This is a genomic window from Phormidium sp. CCY1219 (genome assembly GCF_055795085.1).
Genome location: NZ_JAYFEQ010000931.1, coordinates 1 through 19,444 on the forward strand (window position 1 = coordinate 1; position 19,444 = coordinate 19,444).

The window sequence follows — 19,444 nt, forward strand, 5'->3', positions numbered from 1 at the left end:
TTAGCGGTACAGTTTTTTTCCATCCCTGGAGTACAGGGTTGGACTGGGGATAAATAACTATTCCGGTTAGCGGTACAGTTTTTTTCCACCGATAGGGCGCTGTTGGCGAAAAAACTATTCCGGCGATCGCAAAAGTTTTTTCCACCGATCGCGTAGTGGTGGTGAAATAGAGCAGCTCTCTTTCTGGGAGGGGTAAGCAGCCAAATAGTCCCAACCGCGTCAGCACCTTATTGGTGAAAAATTCTCTACCTTTCCCCTATTAAAACTGCTATAAATTTGTCGTGCATTCATAAATTTGAGCTGAAGAAACCCGGTTTTTAACCGCTTGTAGAGACGCGATTAATCGCGTCTCTACCCATATCCTAACCCCACCGAATTCGCGATAAAAAGCTTGACGCAATAGCAAACTTATGGTAAGCAAATTCCAGCAATGGCAAATTAACAACTGTAATAAACGGGTTTCGATGATTATTATTCCGTGGCTTTTTCCAAGCGACACAGGACGGAATTAAACGTATCGCGATCCAACGGTTCCATCCATTCAACTAATTTTTCTTCTGTCATCTTTTCTCCGGGGGTGGCGCGCAGTTTGTGCCAGCGCGAAACAATGACCTCCACCATGATTTCCTCAAGCTGCGCCGTATCCCAACACTTTTGCTGACGCACAATTTCCACCGCTTGCTGCAAATGCTGTAGGGCTTTTTGATATTCCCCTTTCAGGGAAAAAAGCTGGGCGAGCAATGCTAAAATCTGTGGTTGTCCGTTTAAATTGCCGATGCGCTTTTCTAATACGAGCGACTGCTGACACAGAGAAATCGCGGCTTCTAAGTTTCCCGCTGCGATCTGTTCCTCTGCCATTTGATAGAGTTGTTCCGCTTCGATGCGATATTGCGTTTCGCTGGTGGAGTGGAACATCTCAGAGGCTAAAGCATGACTGACTTGCGATCGCTGTTCTTTATCCAACGAGTCAATCCATTGGGAAACTTTTTTGTCAGGGTTTGGGTTTTGATTTGGTTGCTGCATTGCAGATTCAATCCTGTTGCCAACTGCTCGGTTCACTCTAATTTATTTTTTTTAGAAAATCGGTATCGGTCAAACCAAACTGGCTCAAATGTCAAGAAATCTTGAAATATAGCATTTCGATTGTTTGTCAACTCAATCGCGCTCATCGGTGTCCCCCCTATGAAACCTGCAATCAATCCTCGGGCGAGGACTTCGGGTTTCGGGTGACTTATCCACTCAAAGATGAACCAGTTTTGGGGAAATTCAACCCGGGAAATAATCCGCGATCGCTCAATGCCATTTCCCCCACGTACAACCGCAACCAATGCCAATTCGGTTGCTGATTTTCGATTAACGCGCGATACATTTTCCCCACAGCTTTCGGCAGTGCTTCGCCACAGGTCAAGGTGTAATAAAATGCTGCCATTGCCTCAGTTGCCTCGGTTTCGGCACCATAGCTTTCCCAACTTAATACCGCTTTCGCTCCTTGATAAATTAAGGCTTCGGCAATGGAAGCAACTGCACCGTTAGCATGGGCGTCACTGCCGGGATAAGCGCAGAGAAAAAATAAAGGCGGAAAGCGCAAAGGAAAGCGTTTGGCAATCAAAGCCGCAATTTCCGCTCCCGGTTCGGCAATGGTGGTTTCTGGAAGAAAATATGAATGTTCGTCGGCGATGTTTCCCGGAATGACCAGATGGAAAATATCAAATCGGTCTTCGTCAAATTTCCCGACAAAATCTCCTAATTTTTCCCAGGAGCCGGTGGGTTCGATTTCTAACTGTAAGGGTCGATCGTGGGTGGATGATAAAATCCGTTCCTGTTCTCTTTGCTTGGCGATCGCCCCACCGGCGCTCAAATCGCTCGCCATGAAAAGAACCTGCAAGGGGCGATCGCTTGCCGATTCCCGTTTCGGCGTCGATTCCGTCAGTCCAAATTGGGGCATCCACCGCACGGGCACCACATCGGGAGCGGTTTTTTCCACTAAAAACTCCGTGCCATCATGCAGTAGTTCCCAGGGTAAATGGGATAACGATGCCCTAATCCCAGAATCGGTTTCCGTGACGGCCCTGGTGTGGACTTTTTCCCCAAATCCCACAAAACTCGGCTTTTCCGGTGTGGCAATTGCCAACACCCATCCGTCGGTTTCCCCGGCGATCGCCTCGGTTAACCAATTGTCGGATCCGTTAAGCCAATCATAAAGCCTGCGCCCGGTTTTCACCTCCGCCTCTATCGGCGGATACTCCTGTCGCCTCCCAATCGCGATCGTATCCCCAATCTCCGCCACACTCAGGCGGCGCGATCGGGCGCGCTGTCCGTTGTCTACAAAATAACGCAACTCTATTGCGTCGCGGGCGATCGCCTCTAGCTCTAAATGTAAGGTTCGCATAGGATATCCGGCAAAGGAGTTTACCTTCATTTTGTCATCTCTACTTTTCCCTGAGCGATCCCCTTAGTCTTTTTTAACACTTCCCAAACCCTCCCACCTCGCAGATTTCGCCCCTACCCCCACAAAATCAGCGAATTGGCGCTTGACATTTAAGATTTTTTGTAGTAAAAAATCTTCCGTATATTCCAGATTGCCAACTGTAGGCAATGCCCCTGCCGCCCTCAATCCCTGTGGGACTCAAACAACTGTTTCACTCCCGCCATCCTTTCTCGCACTGTCTCCGCTTCGGGAGAACCCAGGCGCTCTAGGATGGCGAGAGAGTCCTGCATATAATTCAAGCCCGTGGTAAAATCACCTTGCTTTGCCAGCAGTTGTCCGAGCATCCCCAACGACATTGCTTTCCCTTGCAAGTCGCCGATGCGTTCAAATAGTTCCAACGATTCGGTGTGAAGGGCGATCGCAACCTCGATTTCCCCTAGATTATTTTTAAGTATTCCTAAGTCATATAGCGCGTTTGCTTTGAAAGCGGCTAAATCTTTATGGCAATTTGCAATATTGATAGATTCTTCCAAAGATTCCCGAGATTTGTAATGCTCTCCCCGACTCCGATAAGCTTTTCCCAGTTGGTTGAGAATCGTTAGGTAAGCTTTTAATTGATTTTGGCTCGCCTGCTTACCTGTGGGACAATACTTCATCAGCAATCGCTCTAATAAATCAATTCTATCTTGCTTTTCTGGCACTTCTACAGGGTCTAAAAAAATCAGAGATTCTAGGGATTTATATCCTCCCAGATTTCGGGTATCTGGGGCGGTATTGAAATGAAAAAATCCAGATTTCCATGCCCAAAAATCCGGGGCAAATTTAGCCAGACGAGTGATGGCAAACTCGGGCAAGCAGAAGAGAATGGGATGTGGAATGCGGTGAGGAAAGGCATCCCGCATGAAGTTAAGGTCTTGTAAAATCGGCGGATACTCTCCAAACATGCCGATTGATTTTTCCAACCCTCTGAGGACTAATACGAATTTTTTGTTCTCCTGGATTTGGATAGAGGAGAGAGTTTTTTGCAGGCTATCGAGCAAAAAGCGAACCTCGCGATCGCCAAAATCGACAATTGCCCATTGAATCTCCTGGCAATTGGGATGTTCTTGCAGGGCGGCTATCAAAACATCCAGATCCTTGCAAAAATTGATTTCGATAAATCCAAGGGGAAAATTCTCGGCAAAATCCACAAAGGTCAGTAATTCAGCAAAGGACTGCTGATTTAGGGCGAAAAACCGCTCGCGATCGCGGCGGGTTGCAGCAGATGAGTTAATTTCCCTGTTGTGCTGTTTTGAGAGCTTGTTGGAATGCATCGTTTTGTTTCACCACTGGATTCGTTGAACTCTCCATACTATGCTACTGTAACAGCGCGTCCAATTCTGCCCAAAAATCGGGCAATAAAACAGGGAATAGTCTGCGATTGTATCCTTCCTTTATATCCGCAGTGCGTTACCTGTGGGCGTTCTGCATCAATCCATTATAGCCGTGGAAAAGAGAAGAAAGCGTGCCAACTATTTCGTACTGTAGAGAGGCGATTTATCGCGTTTCCACGGGATTCGGCTTTCCTTGGTAGGGGATAAGAGTCAAATGGCGCAGTTAAAATCCGCTGGTGCTTTCTTCTTCTTTAAAATGCCCCCGTTCTTCTCGAAAGCGGCGATACTTCGGCCAATTTTCTACAGAATTTTGGGTACTAGGGGACAGGGAAATTAAATCCTCGATATTGCGTTGCATGGTGGCGCAAATGGCATCGAGGGGCAAATCGTTGTTATCGTATCCGAAGGGATTTTCGATTTCTAGGCCAATTTCTTCGATGCCAAATAAGGTAAAACTAATTAACGCCACCACCGGTCCGGTCCAGAAACTTAAATCGTTGACCAGTTGAAAGGGAAGTGCTAAACTGTAAATTAATAAAAGCTGTTTTAAATGAATGGCATATGCCATCGGGATGGGAGTTTTTAAAATGCGTTCGCAAGCTCCCAATACATCCACCATTGTATCCAGGAGTTTGAACATGTCGCTGAGTTGATAAATGCTGAGGCGGCGTTTGTTATGCTGTCCTTGCAGGTAATCGCCGATCCAAAAGGCAATTTCCAGGGGGGGATGATTCATTTCTTTGAGTTTTTCAAACCGTTCGGAGGACATAAGCGCGGAGAGTTCCTCGTTTAGGTTTTCTTTTCTCAAGTGCAGTTTGGTGGCGACAGCAAAGGCAACAAGCAGGCGCAAGGTTTCTTTTTTTGCTTCGGCATCTGTAGGTTTTTTTTCGGCGACGGCGACCCAAATTTGTCGGGCAAAGTTGCGAACGGTATTGACTAAAGTTCCCCATGCTTTTCGCCCTTCCCAGAATCGTTCGTAAGCGGTATTGGTTCTAAAGACTAATAATAAACCCAAGACTAAGTTGGGGACTAATCCTTCTAATACGGGCCAAGCAACGGGCAATCCCAAGTGATATAAAACGGAAATAACAACGCCAAATAAGCCACAAAATAAAGCTCGGGGTAAGACGGCGGGAATGACTGAGGTTTTAACGCGCTCGGCGAGATACAACCAATTGGTGTTTTTCAGGTACATTAAAGTTAGCATATCAGCAGCCTTTAGAGGAAAGAAGAGAGAAACCAGGGGAGAGATTGGCGAGGGAAAGAAAACGCGCCGCCAATCGCGAATTCCCGCGCAAATCCATCGGATCTATTATTCGGGTGATGAGGGTGCGATCGCATCTTTCGCAAGACATGAATCGCAGGCTACTATTTTTCCTGGGACTCGCCAGAGTCAGTGACGGAGGGGACGCGCCAAACCTTAATGGTGCGATCGGGAGAGCCACTGAGCAGAGTATTGCCATCGGGAGAGATAGCGATCGCGCTGACATAACTGGAATGACCGTTAAACTGATGTTTGCGATCGCCGGTGGCCAGATTCCACAGCTCGATAGTGCCGCCACTGCTAGCCAGAACCTTGCCCTGCGGACCGATCGCCACCGATCGCACCCAACTCGAATCGCCAGCAAGCTGATATTTTCGTTCCCCGGTTCGCAGGTTCCAAACCTGAATCGTATTGTCACTCGACCCACTTGCCAGAGTATTGCCATCGGGACTAATCGCCACCGACAGCACCGGATGAGCGTGTGCCCGGAGGGTTAATAAACGCGCCCCGCTGGCCAAATCCCAAATTTTCACCGTTTTATCGCTCGCCCCACTGGCGATTCTGCGCCCATCCGGGGTAAAGGCGATCGCATTGACTGGGGAACCCGCCTGAATCGTGCGGAGGCGAGTCCCGCTTCGCAGATCCCAAATTTTAATGGTATTATCATCGGAAGCACTAGCTAATATGCGGCCATCGGGACTGAATGCCAGGGCATTAACCGGACCCCAATGCGCTCCCGGTCCGGCGATCGTGAGCATTCGCGAGCCATTCTCCAAATTCCACAGGCGGATAGTTTTATCTGCCGAACCGGTGGCTAAAGTGCCGCCATCGGGACTAATGGCCAGAGCTTTCACCCAATCTTTATGAGCGCTGAGATTGTACACCAGTTTTCCAGTTTGCACTTCCCAAACGCGAACGGCCCCATAACTGCCACTGGCGAACAGCAGGTCCTCATTTTCGCGCAGGGGTTGGGGAGCGATCGCGAGAGACTGGATCGGGCCAAAGGTCTTGATACTGCGCTTTAAAAACAAACTGCTGGGTAAATTGGCAATCAGATCCACCGGATTTGCCGGAAAGAAACCATAGCGCCAATAGCCATACACTTGCGAACTCAACAGGGCCACCAGCACGATCGCGATCGCCAAAGGCCAAGGTTTTTTGCCCCCAGTCTTCTGGTGAGTGCCGCGAGTGCCGCCAGTATTGTGGCGCAAATAATAGGGATGGCGATAAGAGGATCCCTTGCCGCCGTTGGTGCCCAATCCTCTGGAGGTGTTGTAGGAATTCCTGGTGTTGTAATTTCCCTTAGTGCCCCCCCTGCCATTGTGCGAGTGGTGTTCTTTCCCATCCAAACCATTGGGGGGCGTCAAGTCAATTTCCGCCAAACAATGGACGATCGCCATTGCACTTTGCGGTCGCTTTCCGGGAAACGGAGCCATCAAATAATCGATGATGTCACCAAACGTCTTAGAAATCTGCGGCGCACTGTTGCGCCAGACTAATTTGCCGGTGCGCGGATTTTCCGAAAACGCCGTGGGCGGTTTTCCCGTCAGTAAAAAAACAAACGTCCGACCTAACGCATAAAAATCCGATTGGGGCACCGCTTTGCCATTCGCTTGCTCAGGTGGGGTGTATCCTGGGGAGACAATCCCGGTAATGTTTTGCCCCTGACCCACTTTGGCAAAATAAGTATTGGTGACTTCCCGCGCCGCCCCAAAGTCAATTAAGACCACATGGCCGGTTTGCCGAACCATGATATTGAGCGGCTTGATATCCCGGTGGAAAAATTGCTGTTGGTGGACTTGCTCCAAAATCTCCGACATTTGCTTGAGCCATTCCACCGCTTGCTCTTGGCTCACCGGGCGATTTCCGCGTTTTTTCATCCACTCGCGTAAATTCAAGCCGCTAATTTTTTCCATCACCAGACAGTGGATCGGCTCGGTTTCCCCCGGTGGGGTCACGGTGAAATAGGCATCTGGCTCAATTCTGGGGATTCCGGGATGGCGGATGCGTTTGAGGACGTCGGCTTCTTGCTTAAATAGCTCCACTGCTTTTTCGTGGTTTTGTAGCAAAACCTTCAGCACCTTTGTCGTTCCGTTATCGTCCACTTCAAAGGTTTTGCCAAAGCCCCCTCCTCCGAGTGGTCGAATAATGCGATACCGATTTTGCAACAGCAATTGACAGCCGCAGTGAACGCAAGCGTCTCGGTTCCCGTTGGCAGGGTCAGTGGGGTGGGGACATTTAGGATTCAGGCAATAACTCACAGAAGCTACATTACCTTTTATTCTGACTGCAATCTCAACAACACTATAACTTGCAACTATCAATTACTACTGTAGGGTCATGCCAAGCAATCGGCATTTCCCAATGAAATTTTCTCAAGATTGCCGGGCGCGATCGCCTCGCTTTGGCTTAATTTTCGGCTAGAGCGAATTACATTTGGCTTGCCCCTCATGGCTTTTGCTTGGCTCGATTCACTCTACCTCCCTGGCACCCCTCAATAAATATTAGCAATTTGCCCGGAAAAATTGTTAACTTTCTTCGCTTGATTATAATTCCCTTTTCATAAACCAACCAATTGGGAAGAAAAAAATCTCTGCTGCGTTAGGCTCAACCCAATGGAACGCAACCGGGTTTTTACTCTCCCACGCGCCAAATTTTGATGGTTTTATCGCTACTGCCACTCACCAGACGATTCCCACCCGCGCTGAAGCCCAAAGACTTCACGGGAGCGGAATGCGCCTCCACAATGTTGAGCAATTCCCCAGTGTCGATCCGCCACAGTTTAATCCGATTATCGGCACCACCACTGGCCAGCAGTTCGCCATCCGGGCTGATGGACACCGATAAAACCGTGGCAGAATCTTCCGGGAGTTCATACATTAGTTTACCCGTTTTTAAATTCCAAATCTTAATCGTTTTATCCAAACTCCCACTCGCCACGATTTCCCCATCCGGGCTAATCGCCACAGAACGCACGGCATTTTCATGCCCCACCAGGGTAATCGGTTCCGACTCCATCCGGGGGACTCCACTACTGCGGTCCAATTTCCAAATCTTAATCGTTTTGTCGCTACTCCCACTCACGAGGGTTTGCCCATCGCCGCTGATGGCAAGGGTGGTAATGGCTCCTTCATGTCCCTCTAAGGTGGTTAATGGGGTCTGTTTCCGGCTTCCAGGAGGCAACCTCGTGGCCCTTGCCAGGGACCATAGCTTAATCGTTTTGTCGCTACTCCCACTGAAGAGAATCTCCCCATCAGGACTGACAAGCAGGGTATCCACGGCGTTTAAATGTGCAAAAATATCCCCGCGCGGTTCTCCAGTGGCCAAATCGAACAGGTTGATTTGTTTCCAGGTGCCAGTGGCGAGCAATTTGCGGTTCGGGGAAATGGCAACGGAATACACCCATAATGAGGCGTTATCGAGCTGTTGGCTCGGCAGACAGGTTCGCTTTTGCGTGCAGTTGGGGTCTATCTGCCAGATCTGAACCGATGAGTAGTCGCTGGCAATCACGGTTTGTCCGTCTGGGGTGAGGGCTAAATCATGTACCGACCAATCCGAACCACTCAGCACGGTTTCTAATTCTAGGGTGACTTGATTTTGTCTGACAAATGTCTCTTCGGAGAATGACCCCTCCGGGGTCTGCGGCGCTGAGGCATAGGCAGGTAAAGCCTCCACCCTGGCAGATTCCTCCTCTGTCCCTGCTTTGGGTTGCTCTGAATTGTCGGCAGTCTCTATATTGCTGGAATTCTCGGCAGTCTGGAACCTGAAAAAATAAATGCCGAATCCTGTGGCGATGACTAGGGCGATCGCCGCCAAAACCATTATTTTCAGATTGATTCGTTTGCCAAATATCACCCTATCCCCCTCGAACTCTTCCTTGCGCGATCGATTCGCTCTTTTCATTATTTCTATTGTAGAAATATTTTCTCGATCGCGGTTGGATGCACAGAATACTCACGAAGGTTTGCCGCGCGAGTTCTTTGCAGGTTTTCTCACCCGCAAAAGCCAAGCTAGCGCGGCTCGATTGGCGTCAGGGGCGAAAATTGCTGCGTTTCTGAGTTATTCTCTCCCCGTGACGCGATCGCTCTCTAAATTCCTTTATTTCTTCCGACAATTCTGCAGGCAAAATTTCCGCCTGCCCCTTGCTTAACGCAAAATTATCTCCTCAGACGGTTTCTCGGGAAAAAAGTTCCTCTCTCAAAAGAATTTACCCGCGCTCGCAACAACACTGCGGGCGGGTTTTCAACTCGCTCGTTCTCAATTTGTCTGGCGCACGGTTCCGGAGAGCAGGGGTGCGATCGCCACCAGTCCCCTGGCGCAGAATTACCCCGTTCACCCCTCCCAAATTGCAGCTAAAATGGTCTACAGCATCGCCAACCTACCCTAGGAGGTTCCGTCTTGCCAGATTAGCAAACGTTAGAATCGGTCGGTTTACCACCCCGTCGCTGTTGGTATCGACTGAAAGCATCTTTGACCTCGGTTTCCGTCAATACCATCCACATGGCTATCCACCCAAAACTTTTGCCGGCTTTGTGCATCTTCCCTACCACATCTTCAATCAGATTTTTAATCTCCTCTGATTGGTGCCTTTCTTTTTTCCCGTCCATCATGGTCTATTTTACTTTAATTAACTCAGTTGAATTACTAATTTTTAACTCCTGATTCTCCAATTCACCACGATTTCCGGAAATTCTTTTACAAAGACTATCCTCCCACAGCTCTCTCCCCTTTTAACATCAAATAAATGCAACTTCCTTCATTTTGGTTTATTCGCTCAATTATTTTTCCATGCAAAACGGTCGTATTTGTGCTTATATTAGCCTAAAAACACAGATTGTTAAATTAATCGCAATGCTTCCCCGGTCAAATGATGTCAATCAATAAGCAATTTCTAAAAAAAAGAAAAAACATTCAAGTTAAATTGTTATCAGAATGCCAACAAATAGCTTTCTACCGTAAGCCAATTTAATGGCTAGCAGCTTAATGGAGTTTAAGAGGTATATTAATGATGGCAAATACTCAAAAAAATAGATGGCATATTCTTAACCAAGCTGAAGCAGAAAAAGCGTTTGTCAGCTCGGAAGAATTGACCCATTTAAAAAAAATGATACAGCACCAAGATAAACGCTTAGATGCAGTCAAAACAATATGCGATCGCGCTGGTTCTATTGTGTCTGATGCGGTGCATGAAACTCTTGGCAAAGCAGAGATGTTGACCCGAGAAGAAAATCAAGATTTACCCGAGGATAAATTAACCCATTGCTTGCAGGAAAGCGAAACTATATTGCGTTACATTACCTACGCATTATTGGCAGAAAATGCTTCTCGACTGGAAACGGGTTGTTTAGCGGATATTCGAGAAACCTATTTGGGTCTGGGAATTGCAATAGAGTCAGCAGTCAAAATAGTGGAGCGGATGAAAGCTGCGGCGATCGCTGTAGTGAAGCAGCAGATTTTTCCTAACCCAGAAAAAGGCAGTGGCGAACTAGAACTGCTAGAGGAAATAGAAGATTACTTCGAGTTAACTTTAACCGCTTTAACGCAAAAATCCCAACCCATAAAAAGCGGAGGGATTTTAAACATTGAAGAAATCCAACAGCGATATCCCAATCAATGGGTGCTGATTGGTTGCCCTAAATTAGATGAAGAGTTGAATGTAATTCAAGGAGAAGTTTTAGCTCGCGCAAGCGAGCGCGATGAACTGTACGCTAAACTGTCTCTAAGACAGGGTAAACCAGTGGCGATAGAATATACGGGTTCTGTGCCAGAAAATATAGGGATAATGTTATAATTAAAATGACCGATTTTCAAAAAGCCTATCGATTGTCCCGTCACGGAAAGAATTTGCTAAAGGTACAGGCAATGGCTGGGGGAATGCAAAAGGGTGACTTTGCGCGAGTGAAATTAATCATCGATACAGGTTCGAGCTTCACCATATTGCCCGTTCAGGTTGTAGAAACGCTAGGTTATGACACGCAAAATACTCGTTTTCGGGAAGAAATTATCACCGGGAAAGGCAAAATCAATGCGCCAGTGATTCAGCTAACTTGGTTCAACTGCGTGGGTCAGATTCTCTACGATTTTCCAATTGTGGCTTATAATATTCCCGCGCGACTGCGTGTTGATGGGCTGCTGGGCATGGATTTTCTCCAAAGTTGTCAGGCGGTTCTCTCCATTCATAATGCCGAAATCACCTGTAAGCGCATGAGGTAGCGGAACAATCCACCCATTCTCGGTGGTGATTCAATCCGCATTAGTCAGCAATGATGGTAAACGATTTAAACCGAAGGATAATTTGATGAGGTTTAGGGGGCGGTGTAGTAGAGGTTAAAACCGGAGTTTCTTCACAACAAGCGAATTAAGCAAGGGTGCCAACCTTTGCGATCGCATTTATTGAGGGGGAGGCGGTAGCTAGGGTGGAGTGTTTTAACTCGTTCCCAGGTTAACCTGGGAACGAGTTAAAATGAGTTAAATTCTCAGGCAGAGATTTGTTTTGCAACGGCCAAAGTTTGCTTGAGAGAGCGGGAAGGGTAGGGGAGTGGGAAGGGAAATTACGATCGCGCCAAACTTTCGCGGGTGGTGCGGCGAGTAAAGGGATTCCAGGTGTCCAATTCTTTCGAATCTCGCCCCTTCAACAGGGCGCGATTCGACTCACTCAATCCGCGAACCCGGTAAAAATCTGCCCCAGCAATACTCTGTAAATTATTCAACTCTACCCCAGTCAAATCGGCGGCACGAAAATCCACCTGTTGTAACTCGGCATTATTGAGGCGAGCATTGTGTAGATAGGCTCCGGTGAAAAAGGCTTTTTGCAGATTTGCGCCGCTCAAGGATGCCCCTTCGAGATTAGCACCGGTTAGATCTGCGCCGCTGAGATAGGCCCCGAGAAAGTTAGCGCCTTTGAGATCCGCCCCGCGCAGATGGGCGGTATTGAGGTAAGCGCCGCTGAGTTGGGCACCAGGTCCGACTGCGCCGGATTTTCGATAAGCAAACCCATCGGGCCATATGGTGTGGCGATCGTAAAGTGCCAGTTGGAGTTTCACCCCAGTCAGGTTGGCATTGCTGAGGTTTGCTCCCATGAGGTTGGCGCGGTTTAAATAGGCATTTTGCAAGTTGGCATTGCTGAGGTTGGCATGACGCAGATCGATGCCGCGCAAGTCTGCATCCAGGAAGGAGGCATCACGGAGGTCGGTGTTTTGCAATTCGGCGCGAATTAAGATGGCGCGATCGAAGTTTGCGCCACTGAGGTGGGTGTTGCTGAGGTTAGCTCCATAGAAGTCGCATCCGGCGAGATCGAGATTTTCCAGGGTTTTCCCGCTGAGGTCTTCTCCTGCAGCGAGCGATCGCAACAGATCGGCGGGTGTAAAGGGTTTGGGAGTATTGGAAGCAGTCATTTTTTTAGGGTTATTTAGCAGGTGTAGTGGTATTGTACGATTAGCTTTGAGCCGAGATCGCCTCTGCGATCGCCGTGCCGGGGAAAGCATCAACGCGATCGGCAGATCCGTCTGCCACTTTTCCCAGGTTGGCGCTCAATGTTGGTCTTTAAAAATCCAAAATTGCGATATGAAACCACCGATGACGATGATGGAGTTTTTTCGCAAAAGCGAAGGAACCTGGTTTAGTCAACGCACGGTTCATCACTTTGATTTAACTGCAGATGAGTCGGGAGAGTCGAATCTGATGGTGAAAGTATTGCCACCGGAGGATCCGCAGGTGCGAGAGGTTTGTCACGCGCAAGGGGTGGATCCGGAATTAGCCAAGGGGGGAGCGAGTTTTTCCTGGCAAACCAATCTCGACGATCGCGAACCGAACCCGAATTATGCCGCTATTTTGGTGGATTGGCCCCAGGAGACAGGGTTGAGTGGCAAACTCTTGCGAAACCGGGGCTATGTGGAAGGGATACCGGTGGTTTGTCGCTACCATTTTGCTCCCGATGGGGTACTGACCATCCACACTGACTATGACAACAATCAAGGAATGGAGCGCTGTTGGTTTATCACCGATGATTTTCGCGTGCGCGTCAGTACCGTGCGAATGATGAATGGGGTTAATTTGATGACTTATTGCTCAGAACGTCGTTGTGTCTCCCCGGCGGTATTGGATCGGATGCTGGCGCAGCACGACATCACAAAGGCGGGTGAGTGAAGCGCAATCCAGAATGAAGTCAATTTGAGCGGTGTGTCTTCCCGGGGGGGCAAATTGTTACAAAACTTAAAGCAAAGGAGGGCGATCGCGGGAATTGTTAAGGATTATTGCTTTGTTTCTGAGAAATGAGACGTGCGAGGGGAGCATCTTCTATGCTCGGGGGAGTCTTGGTCAGAGTAATTCTCTATGTACAAACCTTTTCTGGACTATTTAGAAACCGAGCTATTCCGGCGATTTGACCTGCGAAGTCGTCCAATTCCGGCGGGTTTAGAAAGCTGCGTTAGCGATCGCGGCAAAAATCCAGCCATCATACAAAGTTGGTGTTACCACTGTCGAGAACTGCGAAAAATTCGCTACACCTATATTGATGCCGGGGAATCCGCGCAAATTTTTAACAGCGTAATTTATCCGAGTCACCAGTACGATCTGCCGCTACTCGGGATAGATTTGCTGTCTTTTAACCAAAAGAAGATTCTAGTTGTTTTAGACTTTCAACCCTTATTTCAAGATAAAGCGTATCAAGACAAGTACATCGAGCCGATGCGCGAGGTGCGGGATAAATACAACGATTTGGCGCAGAACATAGAAATGAAGTTTTATGATGCCGATCGCTATTTTTCCAAATACCTGCTGTTTGCGAAAACCGATGCAGAAACCGTGGAAAAGCGGTTATTTCCCGCGTATTGCGAATATTTGGCTCTGTATTGGCAGATGTTGGAGCGGGCGACACCGCGAGAAGAGAAAGCGGAAATTGAGCGAATTGTGAAAGCGCAAAAAGATTACGACCAATATAGTGCCGATCGCGACCCGGCCCACGGACTGTTTAGCAGTTATTTTGGGCGGGAGTGGGCCGAGCGATTCCTGTATGAATTTTTGTTTGAAGATGCCGTGCCGTTAGCCGTTGCCAGCCGACGATAAGTAATGATGAATCTTTATCAACCGTTTTTGGATGAGGCGATCGCTCAGTTAAGCGCGCGATTGAAGCTGGAACCTTACCCGATCCCGGAAGGATTTGGCAAAAAAGTGGCCACCGTGGGGAAGGGGAAAAAGCAAGAAGTGGTGGTGACCACCAGTTATGGATTTGCCGCCCCGAAGCTCAGACAGATTCGAGCCGCCCACGTGCAAGGAGGGGAGAGCCTGCAGGTGCTCAACTTGGTGATTTTTCCGCAATTGAACTATGACTTGCCGTTTTTTGGGGCGGATCTGGTGAGCTTGCCCGGGGGGCATTTGATTGCGTTGGACATGCAGCCGTTATTTCGGGATGACCCGAGTTACCGGGCGAAGTACACCGAACCGATTTGGGGAATATACGAGCGGCACAAACCGCATCTACCCTGGGGAGGAGATTTTCCCGCAGAAGCGCAACCGTTTTTCTCGCCGGCATTTTTATGGACGCGACCGAAAAAGACGGAAGTGGTGCAGACGCGGGTATTTGAGGCGTTTAAGGAGTATTTGGCGGCTTATTTGGAATTGGTGGAGGGGGCGCAACCGGTGAGCGATCGCGAGCAGCGAGAGCGAATCAAACAGGCGCAACTGAGGTATTTGCGTTATCGAGCCGAGAAAGACCCCGCGCGGGGAATGTTTACTCGATTCTACGGTGCAGAATGGACCGAGGAGTACATTCATGGGTTTTTATTTGATTTGGAGCGCTTCCTGGGGATAAGCCAGAGGGAGGGTGCGATCGCCAACGGATAAATGGACAAGGATTTGATAGATGGATCCTGACAGCCCACTGGTGTTAGATAGCCAGTGGGCTGTTAGCTGTTTGGCAACCCGCAAATATACTCAGCGATCGAGAAAATAAAAAAATTTAACATTTCGTAATAAAAAGAAGGGCAAAGGCGGTGTATAACATTAACCTGTAGGGTATGAGAGACGAGCAAAACTTAACCCCCTCAATAAATTGAAGAGGGTTGGCACTTTTCTCATACTGGTGTAATCTTTTCTAAGATTTCTCGCGAAGCAGGTAATGTAGTCCCTAGGGCCGCATCCACCCTTTCCGAGAGACCAGCTTTAACAAATCCTGTTCTAGCTGGGGTCCGTCCAAACACCTGACAAGCTGCACAGCTTGTACTGGCTTTAAGCTAGACTCATCCAATTCCAACCAAATCAGATAACCATAGGAGATTGAGTACATGCTAGACGCATTTGCAAAAGTTGTTTCCCAAGCCGACGCACGCGGCGAATTCCTGAGCAGCGAACAACTCGATGCTCTAACCAACATGGTCAAAGAAGGCAACAAGCGTCTCGATACCGTCAACCGGATCACCAGCAACGCCTCTGACATCGTTTCCGAAGCCGCTCGTACTTTGTTTGCGGAGCAACCTCAGCTGATCCAACCCGGTGGCAACGCCTACACCAACCGTCGGATGGCTGCTTGCTTGCGGGATATGGAAATCATCTTGCGTTATGTCACCTACGCCATGATTGCCGGTGACGCCAGCGTACTCGACGATCGCTGCTTGAACGGTCTGCGCGAAACCTACCAAGCCCTGGGCGTTCCCGGAGGTTCCGTTGCAGTTGGCGTTCAAAAAATGAAAGATGCCGCAGTCAAAGTGGCCAACGATCCGGCTGGCATCACTCCTGGCGATTGCAGCGCTCTGATGTCTGAGTTGGCTGGTTATTTCGACCGCGCCGCTTCTGCTGTTGCCTAAATCGGCGTTGAGCCAAGCACAAACTCGAACGAGGAATTAGTCAGCCCTGACTAAATCCACATAACCAACAAACCACGAAAACTTTGCACAATCCTAGGGAGATAACTCGACGATGAAAACCCCGATTACTGAAGCGATTTCTGCCGCCGACGCTCAAGGTCGTTTTTTGAGCAACTCCGAACTGCAAGCCGTTGACGGTCGTTTTAAGCGGGCAATGGCAAGCATGGAAGCAGCTCGCGCGCTGACCAGCAATTCTCAGCGCCTGATTGATGGAGCTGCCCAAGCGGTGTACAACAAATTCCCCTACACCACTACCATGCAAGGCCCCAACTACGCTTCTACCGAAACCGGGAAAGCCAAGTGCTCTCGCGACATCGGTTACTACCTGCGGATGGTCACCTACTGCTTAGTTTCGGGTGGCACCGGTCCGATGGATGAGTACCTGATCGCGGGTTTGGATGAAATCAACAGCACCTTCGATCTGTCTCCTAGCTGGTACGTCGAAGCCCTCAAGTACATCAAAAACAACCACGGCTTGAGTGGCCAATCGGCAGTTGAAGCCAACACCTACATCGACTACGCCATCAACGCCCTGAGCTAGTTAACGATGCATAAGCGTCGCGTCTGTCTGCGTGGCTAGAATTTAACTTGATGTCCGGGTAGGTAGGCAGGTGCTAGCAAAACGCTAGTTGCTGTTTACCCTTCCGGACATCGTTGTATTTCTGGGACTTTCGCGCAGCATACTCGCCGATTTGGCATCCTGGGATGGGGAAAAAAACCAGCGAATTATTAACCCAACAGGATAAACCAACGGTGAAGGATTAAAAATCTAAAAGTCAAAACTCTAAAAAAGTTTGTTGGGAGATTATTTCAGATGGCCATTACATCAGCAGCATCTCGCTTGGGAACCATTGCGTTCCGGGATGCAGCCCCAGTAGAATTGCGACAAAATTGGACGGAAGAAGATGTGGAAGCCGTGATTCGTGCCGTGTATCGGCAGGTTCTCGGCAACGACTACGTGATGAATTCCGAGCGGCTCACCAGTCCCGAGTCTTTATTGAGAAACGGCACGATTACCGTGCGAGAATTCGTGCGTGCAGTAGCCAAATCGGAACTGTACAAAACAAAGTTTCTTTACCCCAATTTCCAGACTCGCGTCACCGAACTGAACTACAAACATCTGCTCGGGCGCGCTCCCTATGACGAGTCGGAAGTGATTTATCACCTCGACATTTACGAAAACGAAGGATTCGATGCCGAAATCGACTCCTACATCGACTCGGTAGAGTACGAAAATAATTTCGGCGACAATATCGTGCCCTACTATCGCGGGTTTGAAACCATTCCCGGGCAAAAAACCGTGGGATTTAACCGGATGTTCCGGCTTTATCGCGGGTATGCCAATAGCGATCGCGCCCAAGTAGAAGGCAGCAAAACTCGCCTCGCGCGCGAACTGGGCAAAAATTCCCCGAACACCATCGTGGCACCTTCCGGCGGTAGCGATGGCTGGAGCTACCGTCCCACTCCACAAGCCGCTCCCTATACCTGCGTGGGGGGTGCGTTTGTGGGATTTGGCGAAGAAGGCAAGGTGTACCGCATCGAAGTTACCGCCATTCGCAAAACTGGCGTGCGCCGCAGTAACACTACCTATCTGGTTCCTTACGAGAAGTTATCCACTCAAATTCAGCAAATCCTCAAAAAAGGTGGCAAAATCGCTAGCATCACCACCGCTTAATTCCCGAGGTACTGCCTTGGGATGAGTCGGTTGGTTTGACTATCGCTTGAGTTCAAAGGCGCGAGGTGACTCGCGTCTTTGGACAAATCAAGGCTGCGATCGCCCAACCATGCACGCAGAAGACATACCACCTAGTTTACATCGCGGGTTACTCGCGCAGGTTTGCTGGGCATGGGGAGGAAATACCACCCGATCCATACCCCATCACTTTCAACCCCCCCCTGGGGTTTCAAACCAGACTGAGGGAGGGTTGGATGAGCAGTTCGGTTTTAAATCGTTCCAATTAGAGGAGGAAAAAAACATGCTGGGTCAAATTGCAGGTGGCAGCAATGCGAACACTCAGGCGGGAAATCGCTATTTTCGCTATGAAGTGACCGGTTTGCACGAAGGTGAAGACACCGACAAAATGAACTATTCCATCCGGAAAAGTGGCAGCGTTTTTATGACCGTGCCTTACAATCGCATGAATGAAGAAATGCAGCGGATTACGCGCATGGGTGGGAAAATCGTCAATATCGAGCCGGTTAATTTTAATCCGGAAGCACAAAATCAATAGGGTTAACTTCTGCTAGGGTTGGGCGTAGCAGCCATTACCAACTTGACTGATGTGGAATGATTTTGAATCTGGCTCACCGTCAACTGAACAAGCCGGCGGTGAGACTTTAACTGTGGACCAGGCGATCGCCAATCTGCGTCACCCAGACTTGAGCCTCCGTTACTACGCCGCTTGGTGGATTGGCAGATTTCGGGTGCGCGAATCCGCCGCAATCGATGCATTGCTCGATTTGTTGAACGAAAAAGGCGATCGCACCGATGCGGGTGGCTTTCCCCTACAGCGCAATGCCGCGCGCTCCCTGGGAAAAGTGGGAGACGAGCGCGCTATCCCCGCACTGATTGCTTGCTTAACCTCGCCGGATTATTACGTGCGCGAAGCCGCCGCCGAAGGGTTAGAACGCTTGGGGGATTCAGCCGCGATCGCGCCGTTGATGGAATTGCTCGCCGGGGGGGTGGAAGCGGCGGTGAAAGTGCCGGGAAAACCGCATCTGACCCAACCTTACGATGCGATTATCGAAGCCTTGGGCACCCTGCAGGCCACAGGGGCAATTGAGGTAATTCAACCGTTTTTAGAACATCCATTCGAGCGGGTCCAGTATTCCGCCGCGCGAGCGATGTATCAGCTCACTGGAGAACCCCAGTATGGAGAACGCCTGGTGCAAGCGTTGAGCGGCTCTGATTTGCAACTGCGGCGATCGGCCCTGATCGATTTGGGGGCGATCGGATATTTGCCCGCCGCTGACGCGATCGCCGAAACATTAGCCGAAAACAGCATTAAACTGATTGCCCTGAAAGGACTCGTGGAACATCATCTGGATGCCCCCCCACCGGATCGACCCCCCGAGTTATCTCCAGAGCTAATTCAGGTTCTCCACCTGATGGATGGATTGTTATAACCCCTCCTTCGGGGGTTATAACATTTAAGTTGCATAATTTTCCGATAGCTTGGAAACCAGAATTTGCCGTTTTTATATCGGTGAATTTTCGCGTCTCTAGGCAGAAAAAAGCCGGGGACTAAAAGTCCCCGTCTCAGAGCTAAACTCAGTTAAAAACCGACTAATAACCTTGCAGCAAAAGCATTTCAGTCGGTTGAAACCGACTGTAGCAATTAGGCGTGGGATAAATCCCACGCCTAGCCTGCGTAGGCGGGCCCCGCCTGCGATCGCCCTACCCGTTTAGGGTACAGGGCTTGTCTCGAAACCCACAACTGGAAAGGTCAGGGACTCCGTAGAAACCAACCCCATGTCTAAAGCCAGGGGCTTGTACTTCTAACCACCTGACCAGCCTAAA

The 19,444-nt window shown here is 49.3% G+C and carries 19 protein-coding genes; 10 read left to right on the top strand and 9 right to left on the bottom strand.

Annotated features, from left to right (window positions below; translation table 11 throughout):
• The 8 genes from AC0QH1_RS30510 to AC0QH1_RS30545 form a co-directional block, all read right to left on the bottom strand.
• Positions 1–226 (bottom strand): hypothetical protein (locus AC0QH1_RS30510; protein WP_324635209.1); only part of this gene is annotated, 226 nt, incomplete at its 3' end.
• Positions 227–471: 245 nt separating this feature from the next.
• Positions 472–1,023, bottom strand: a complete 552-nt coding sequence (locus AC0QH1_RS30515; protein ID WP_324635210.1) for a tetratricopeptide repeat protein — start codon at positions 1,021–1,023, stop codon at positions 472–474.
• Positions 1,024–1,231: 208 nt separating this feature from the next.
• Positions 1,232–2,419 carry a hypothetical protein gene (locus tag AC0QH1_RS30520; RefSeq protein ID WP_324635211.1) on the bottom strand — a complete coding sequence of 396 codons (1,188 nt, stop codon included), beginning with the start codon at positions 2,417–2,419 and terminating at the stop codon, positions 1,232–1,234.
• 191 nt (positions 2,420–2,610) lie between these two features.
• Positions 2,611–3,741, bottom strand: a complete 1,131-nt coding sequence (locus tag AC0QH1_RS30525) for a tetratricopeptide repeat protein (RefSeq protein WP_324635212.1) — start codon at positions 3,739–3,741, stop codon at positions 2,611–2,613.
• Positions 3,742–4,024: 283 nt separating this feature from the next.
• Positions 4,025–5,008 (bottom strand): bestrophin family protein, encoded by a 984-nt coding sequence (locus AC0QH1_RS30530; protein ID WP_324635213.1) that lies wholly within the window; start codon positions 5,006–5,008, stop codon positions 4,025–4,027.
• Between the two features lie 161 nt (positions 5,009–5,169).
• Positions 5,170–7,326 carry a serine/threonine-protein kinase gene (locus AC0QH1_RS30535; protein WP_324635214.1) on the bottom strand — a complete coding sequence of 719 codons (2,157 nt, stop codon included), beginning with the start codon at positions 7,324–7,326 and terminating at the stop codon, positions 5,170–5,172.
• Positions 7,327–7,699: 373 nt separating this feature from the next.
• Complete coding sequence (locus tag AC0QH1_RS30540; protein WP_324635215.1) at positions 7,700–8,968, bottom strand: WD40 repeat domain-containing protein; 1,269 nt, start codon at positions 8,966–8,968, stop codon at positions 7,700–7,702.
• Positions 8,969–9,471: 503 nt separating this feature from the next.
• The gene (locus AC0QH1_RS30545) at positions 9,472–9,675 is read right to left on the bottom strand and encodes a hypothetical protein (RefSeq protein WP_324635216.1); all 204 of its coding nucleotides are present in this window, start codon (positions 9,673–9,675) and stop codon (positions 9,472–9,474) included.
• Positions 9,676–10,070: 395 nt separating this feature from the next.
• On the opposite strand from AC0QH1_RS30545, the gene AC0QH1_RS30550 reads away from it, so the two are divergent.
• Together AC0QH1_RS30550 and AC0QH1_RS30555 are read left to right on the top strand one after the other, a co-directional pair.
• Entirely contained in the window at positions 10,071–10,856 is a 786-nt protein-coding gene (locus tag AC0QH1_RS30550; RefSeq protein WP_324635217.1) for a hypothetical protein, read from the top strand.
• Positions 10,857–10,861: 5 nt separating this feature from the next.
• The gene (locus AC0QH1_RS30555) at positions 10,862–11,278 is read left to right on the top strand and encodes a retropepsin-like aspartic protease (protein ID WP_324635218.1); all 417 of its coding nucleotides are present in this window, start codon (positions 10,862–10,864) and stop codon (positions 11,276–11,278) included.
• 338 nt (positions 11,279–11,616) lie between these two features.
• On the opposite strand, the gene AC0QH1_RS30560 is transcribed toward AC0QH1_RS30555, so the two are convergent.
• A complete protein-coding gene (locus AC0QH1_RS30560; protein ID WP_324635219.1) occupies positions 11,617–12,459 on the bottom strand; it encodes a pentapeptide repeat-containing protein in 843 nt (280 codons plus the stop codon).
• A 169-nt stretch (positions 12,460–12,628) separates the two neighbouring features.
• On the opposite strand from AC0QH1_RS30560, the gene AC0QH1_RS30565 reads away from it, so the two are divergent.
• From AC0QH1_RS30565 to AC0QH1_RS30600, 8 genes are all read left to right on the top strand, one after another.
• Positions 12,629–13,210 carry a phycobiliprotein lyase gene (locus AC0QH1_RS30565; RefSeq protein ID WP_324635220.1) on the top strand — a complete coding sequence of 194 codons (582 nt, stop codon included), beginning with the start codon at positions 12,629–12,631 and terminating at the stop codon, positions 13,208–13,210.
• Between the two features lie 186 nt (positions 13,211–13,396).
• Positions 13,397–14,128, top strand: coding sequence for a 15,16-dihydrobiliverdin:ferredoxin oxidoreductase (locus AC0QH1_RS30570; RefSeq protein WP_324635221.1), 732 nt, complete (start codon positions 13,397–13,399; stop codon positions 14,126–14,128).
• 3 nt (positions 14,129–14,131) lie between these two features.
• Positions 14,132–14,905 (top strand): phycoerythrobilin:ferredoxin oxidoreductase, encoded by a 774-nt coding sequence (locus AC0QH1_RS30575; protein ID WP_324635222.1) that lies wholly within the window; start codon positions 14,132–14,134, stop codon positions 14,903–14,905.
• Between the two features lie 440 nt (positions 14,906–15,345).
• The gene (locus AC0QH1_RS30580) at positions 15,346–15,864 is read left to right on the top strand and encodes a phycocyanin subunit beta (protein WP_324635223.1); all 519 of its coding nucleotides are present in this window, start codon (positions 15,346–15,348) and stop codon (positions 15,862–15,864) included.
• A 112-nt stretch (positions 15,865–15,976) separates the two neighbouring features.
• Positions 15,977–16,465, top strand: coding sequence for a phycocyanin subunit alpha (gene cpcA, locus AC0QH1_RS30585; RefSeq protein ID WP_324635224.1), 489 nt, complete (start codon positions 15,977–15,979; stop codon positions 16,463–16,465).
• A 273-nt stretch (positions 16,466–16,738) separates the two neighbouring features.
• Positions 16,739–17,599, top strand: a complete 861-nt coding sequence (locus AC0QH1_RS30590) for a phycobilisome linker polypeptide (protein ID WP_324635225.1) — start codon at positions 16,739–16,741, stop codon at positions 17,597–17,599.
• A gap of 301 nt (positions 17,600–17,900) precedes the next feature.
• Positions 17,901–18,155 (top strand): phycobilisome linker polypeptide, encoded by a 255-nt coding sequence (locus tag AC0QH1_RS30595; protein WP_324635226.1) that lies wholly within the window; start codon positions 17,901–17,903, stop codon positions 18,153–18,155.
• A gap of 49 nt (positions 18,156–18,204) precedes the next feature.
• Positions 18,205–19,050 (top strand): HEAT repeat domain-containing protein, encoded by an 846-nt coding sequence (locus AC0QH1_RS30600; RefSeq protein WP_324635227.1) that lies wholly within the window; start codon positions 18,205–18,207, stop codon positions 19,048–19,050.
• Positions 19,051–19,444: the final 394 nt, after the last annotated feature.

Excerpts from the sequence above, each read along its gene's own strand:
- AC0QH1_RS30515 (WP_324635210.1), bottom strand. The coding sequence starts at position 1,023 with ATGCAGCAACCAAATCAAAACCCAAACCCTGACAAAAAAGTTTCCCAA.
- AC0QH1_RS30520 (WP_324635211.1), bottom strand. The coding sequence starts at position 2,419 with ATGAAGGTAAACTCCTTTGCCGGATATCCTATGCGAACCTTACATTTA.
- AC0QH1_RS30525 (WP_324635212.1), bottom strand. The coding sequence starts at position 3,741 with ATGCATTCCAACAAGCTCTCAAAACAGCACAACAGGGAAATTAACTCA.
- AC0QH1_RS30530 (WP_324635213.1), bottom strand. The coding sequence starts at position 5,008 with ATGCTAACTTTAATGTACCTGAAAAACACCAATTGGTTGTATCTCGCC.
- AC0QH1_RS30540 (WP_324635215.1), bottom strand. The coding sequence starts at position 8,968 with ATGAAAAGAGCGAATCGATCGCGCAAGGAAGAGTTCGAGGGGGATAGG.
- AC0QH1_RS30545 (WP_324635216.1), bottom strand. The coding sequence starts at position 9,675 with ATGATGGACGGGAAAAAAGAAAGGCACCAATCAGAGGAGATTAAAAAT.
- AC0QH1_RS30550 (WP_324635217.1), top strand. The coding sequence starts at position 10,071 with ATGATGGCAAATACTCAAAAAAATAGATGGCATATTCTTAACCAAGCT.
- AC0QH1_RS30555 (WP_324635218.1), top strand. The coding sequence starts at position 10,862 with ATGACCGATTTTCAAAAAGCCTATCGATTGTCCCGTCACGGAAAGAAT.
- AC0QH1_RS30560 (WP_324635219.1), bottom strand. The coding sequence starts at position 12,459 with ATGACTGCTTCCAATACTCCCAAACCCTTTACACCCGCCGATCTGTTG.
- AC0QH1_RS30565 (WP_324635220.1), top strand. The coding sequence starts at position 12,629 with ATGAAACCACCGATGACGATGATGGAGTTTTTTCGCAAAAGCGAAGGA.
- AC0QH1_RS30570 (WP_324635221.1), top strand. The coding sequence starts at position 13,397 with ATGTACAAACCTTTTCTGGACTATTTAGAAACCGAGCTATTCCGGCGA.
- AC0QH1_RS30575 (WP_324635222.1), top strand. The coding sequence starts at position 14,132 with ATGATGAATCTTTATCAACCGTTTTTGGATGAGGCGATCGCTCAGTTA.
- AC0QH1_RS30580 (WP_324635223.1), top strand. The coding sequence starts at position 15,346 with ATGCTAGACGCATTTGCAAAAGTTGTTTCCCAAGCCGACGCACGCGGC.
- cpcA (WP_324635224.1), top strand. The coding sequence starts at position 15,977 with ATGAAAACCCCGATTACTGAAGCGATTTCTGCCGCCGACGCTCAAGGT.
- AC0QH1_RS30590 (WP_324635225.1), top strand. The coding sequence starts at position 16,739 with ATGGCCATTACATCAGCAGCATCTCGCTTGGGAACCATTGCGTTCCGG.
- AC0QH1_RS30595 (WP_324635226.1), top strand. The coding sequence starts at position 17,901 with ATGCTGGGTCAAATTGCAGGTGGCAGCAATGCGAACACTCAGGCGGGA.
- AC0QH1_RS30600 (WP_324635227.1), top strand. The coding sequence starts at position 18,205 with ATGTGGAATGATTTTGAATCTGGCTCACCGTCAACTGAACAAGCCGGC.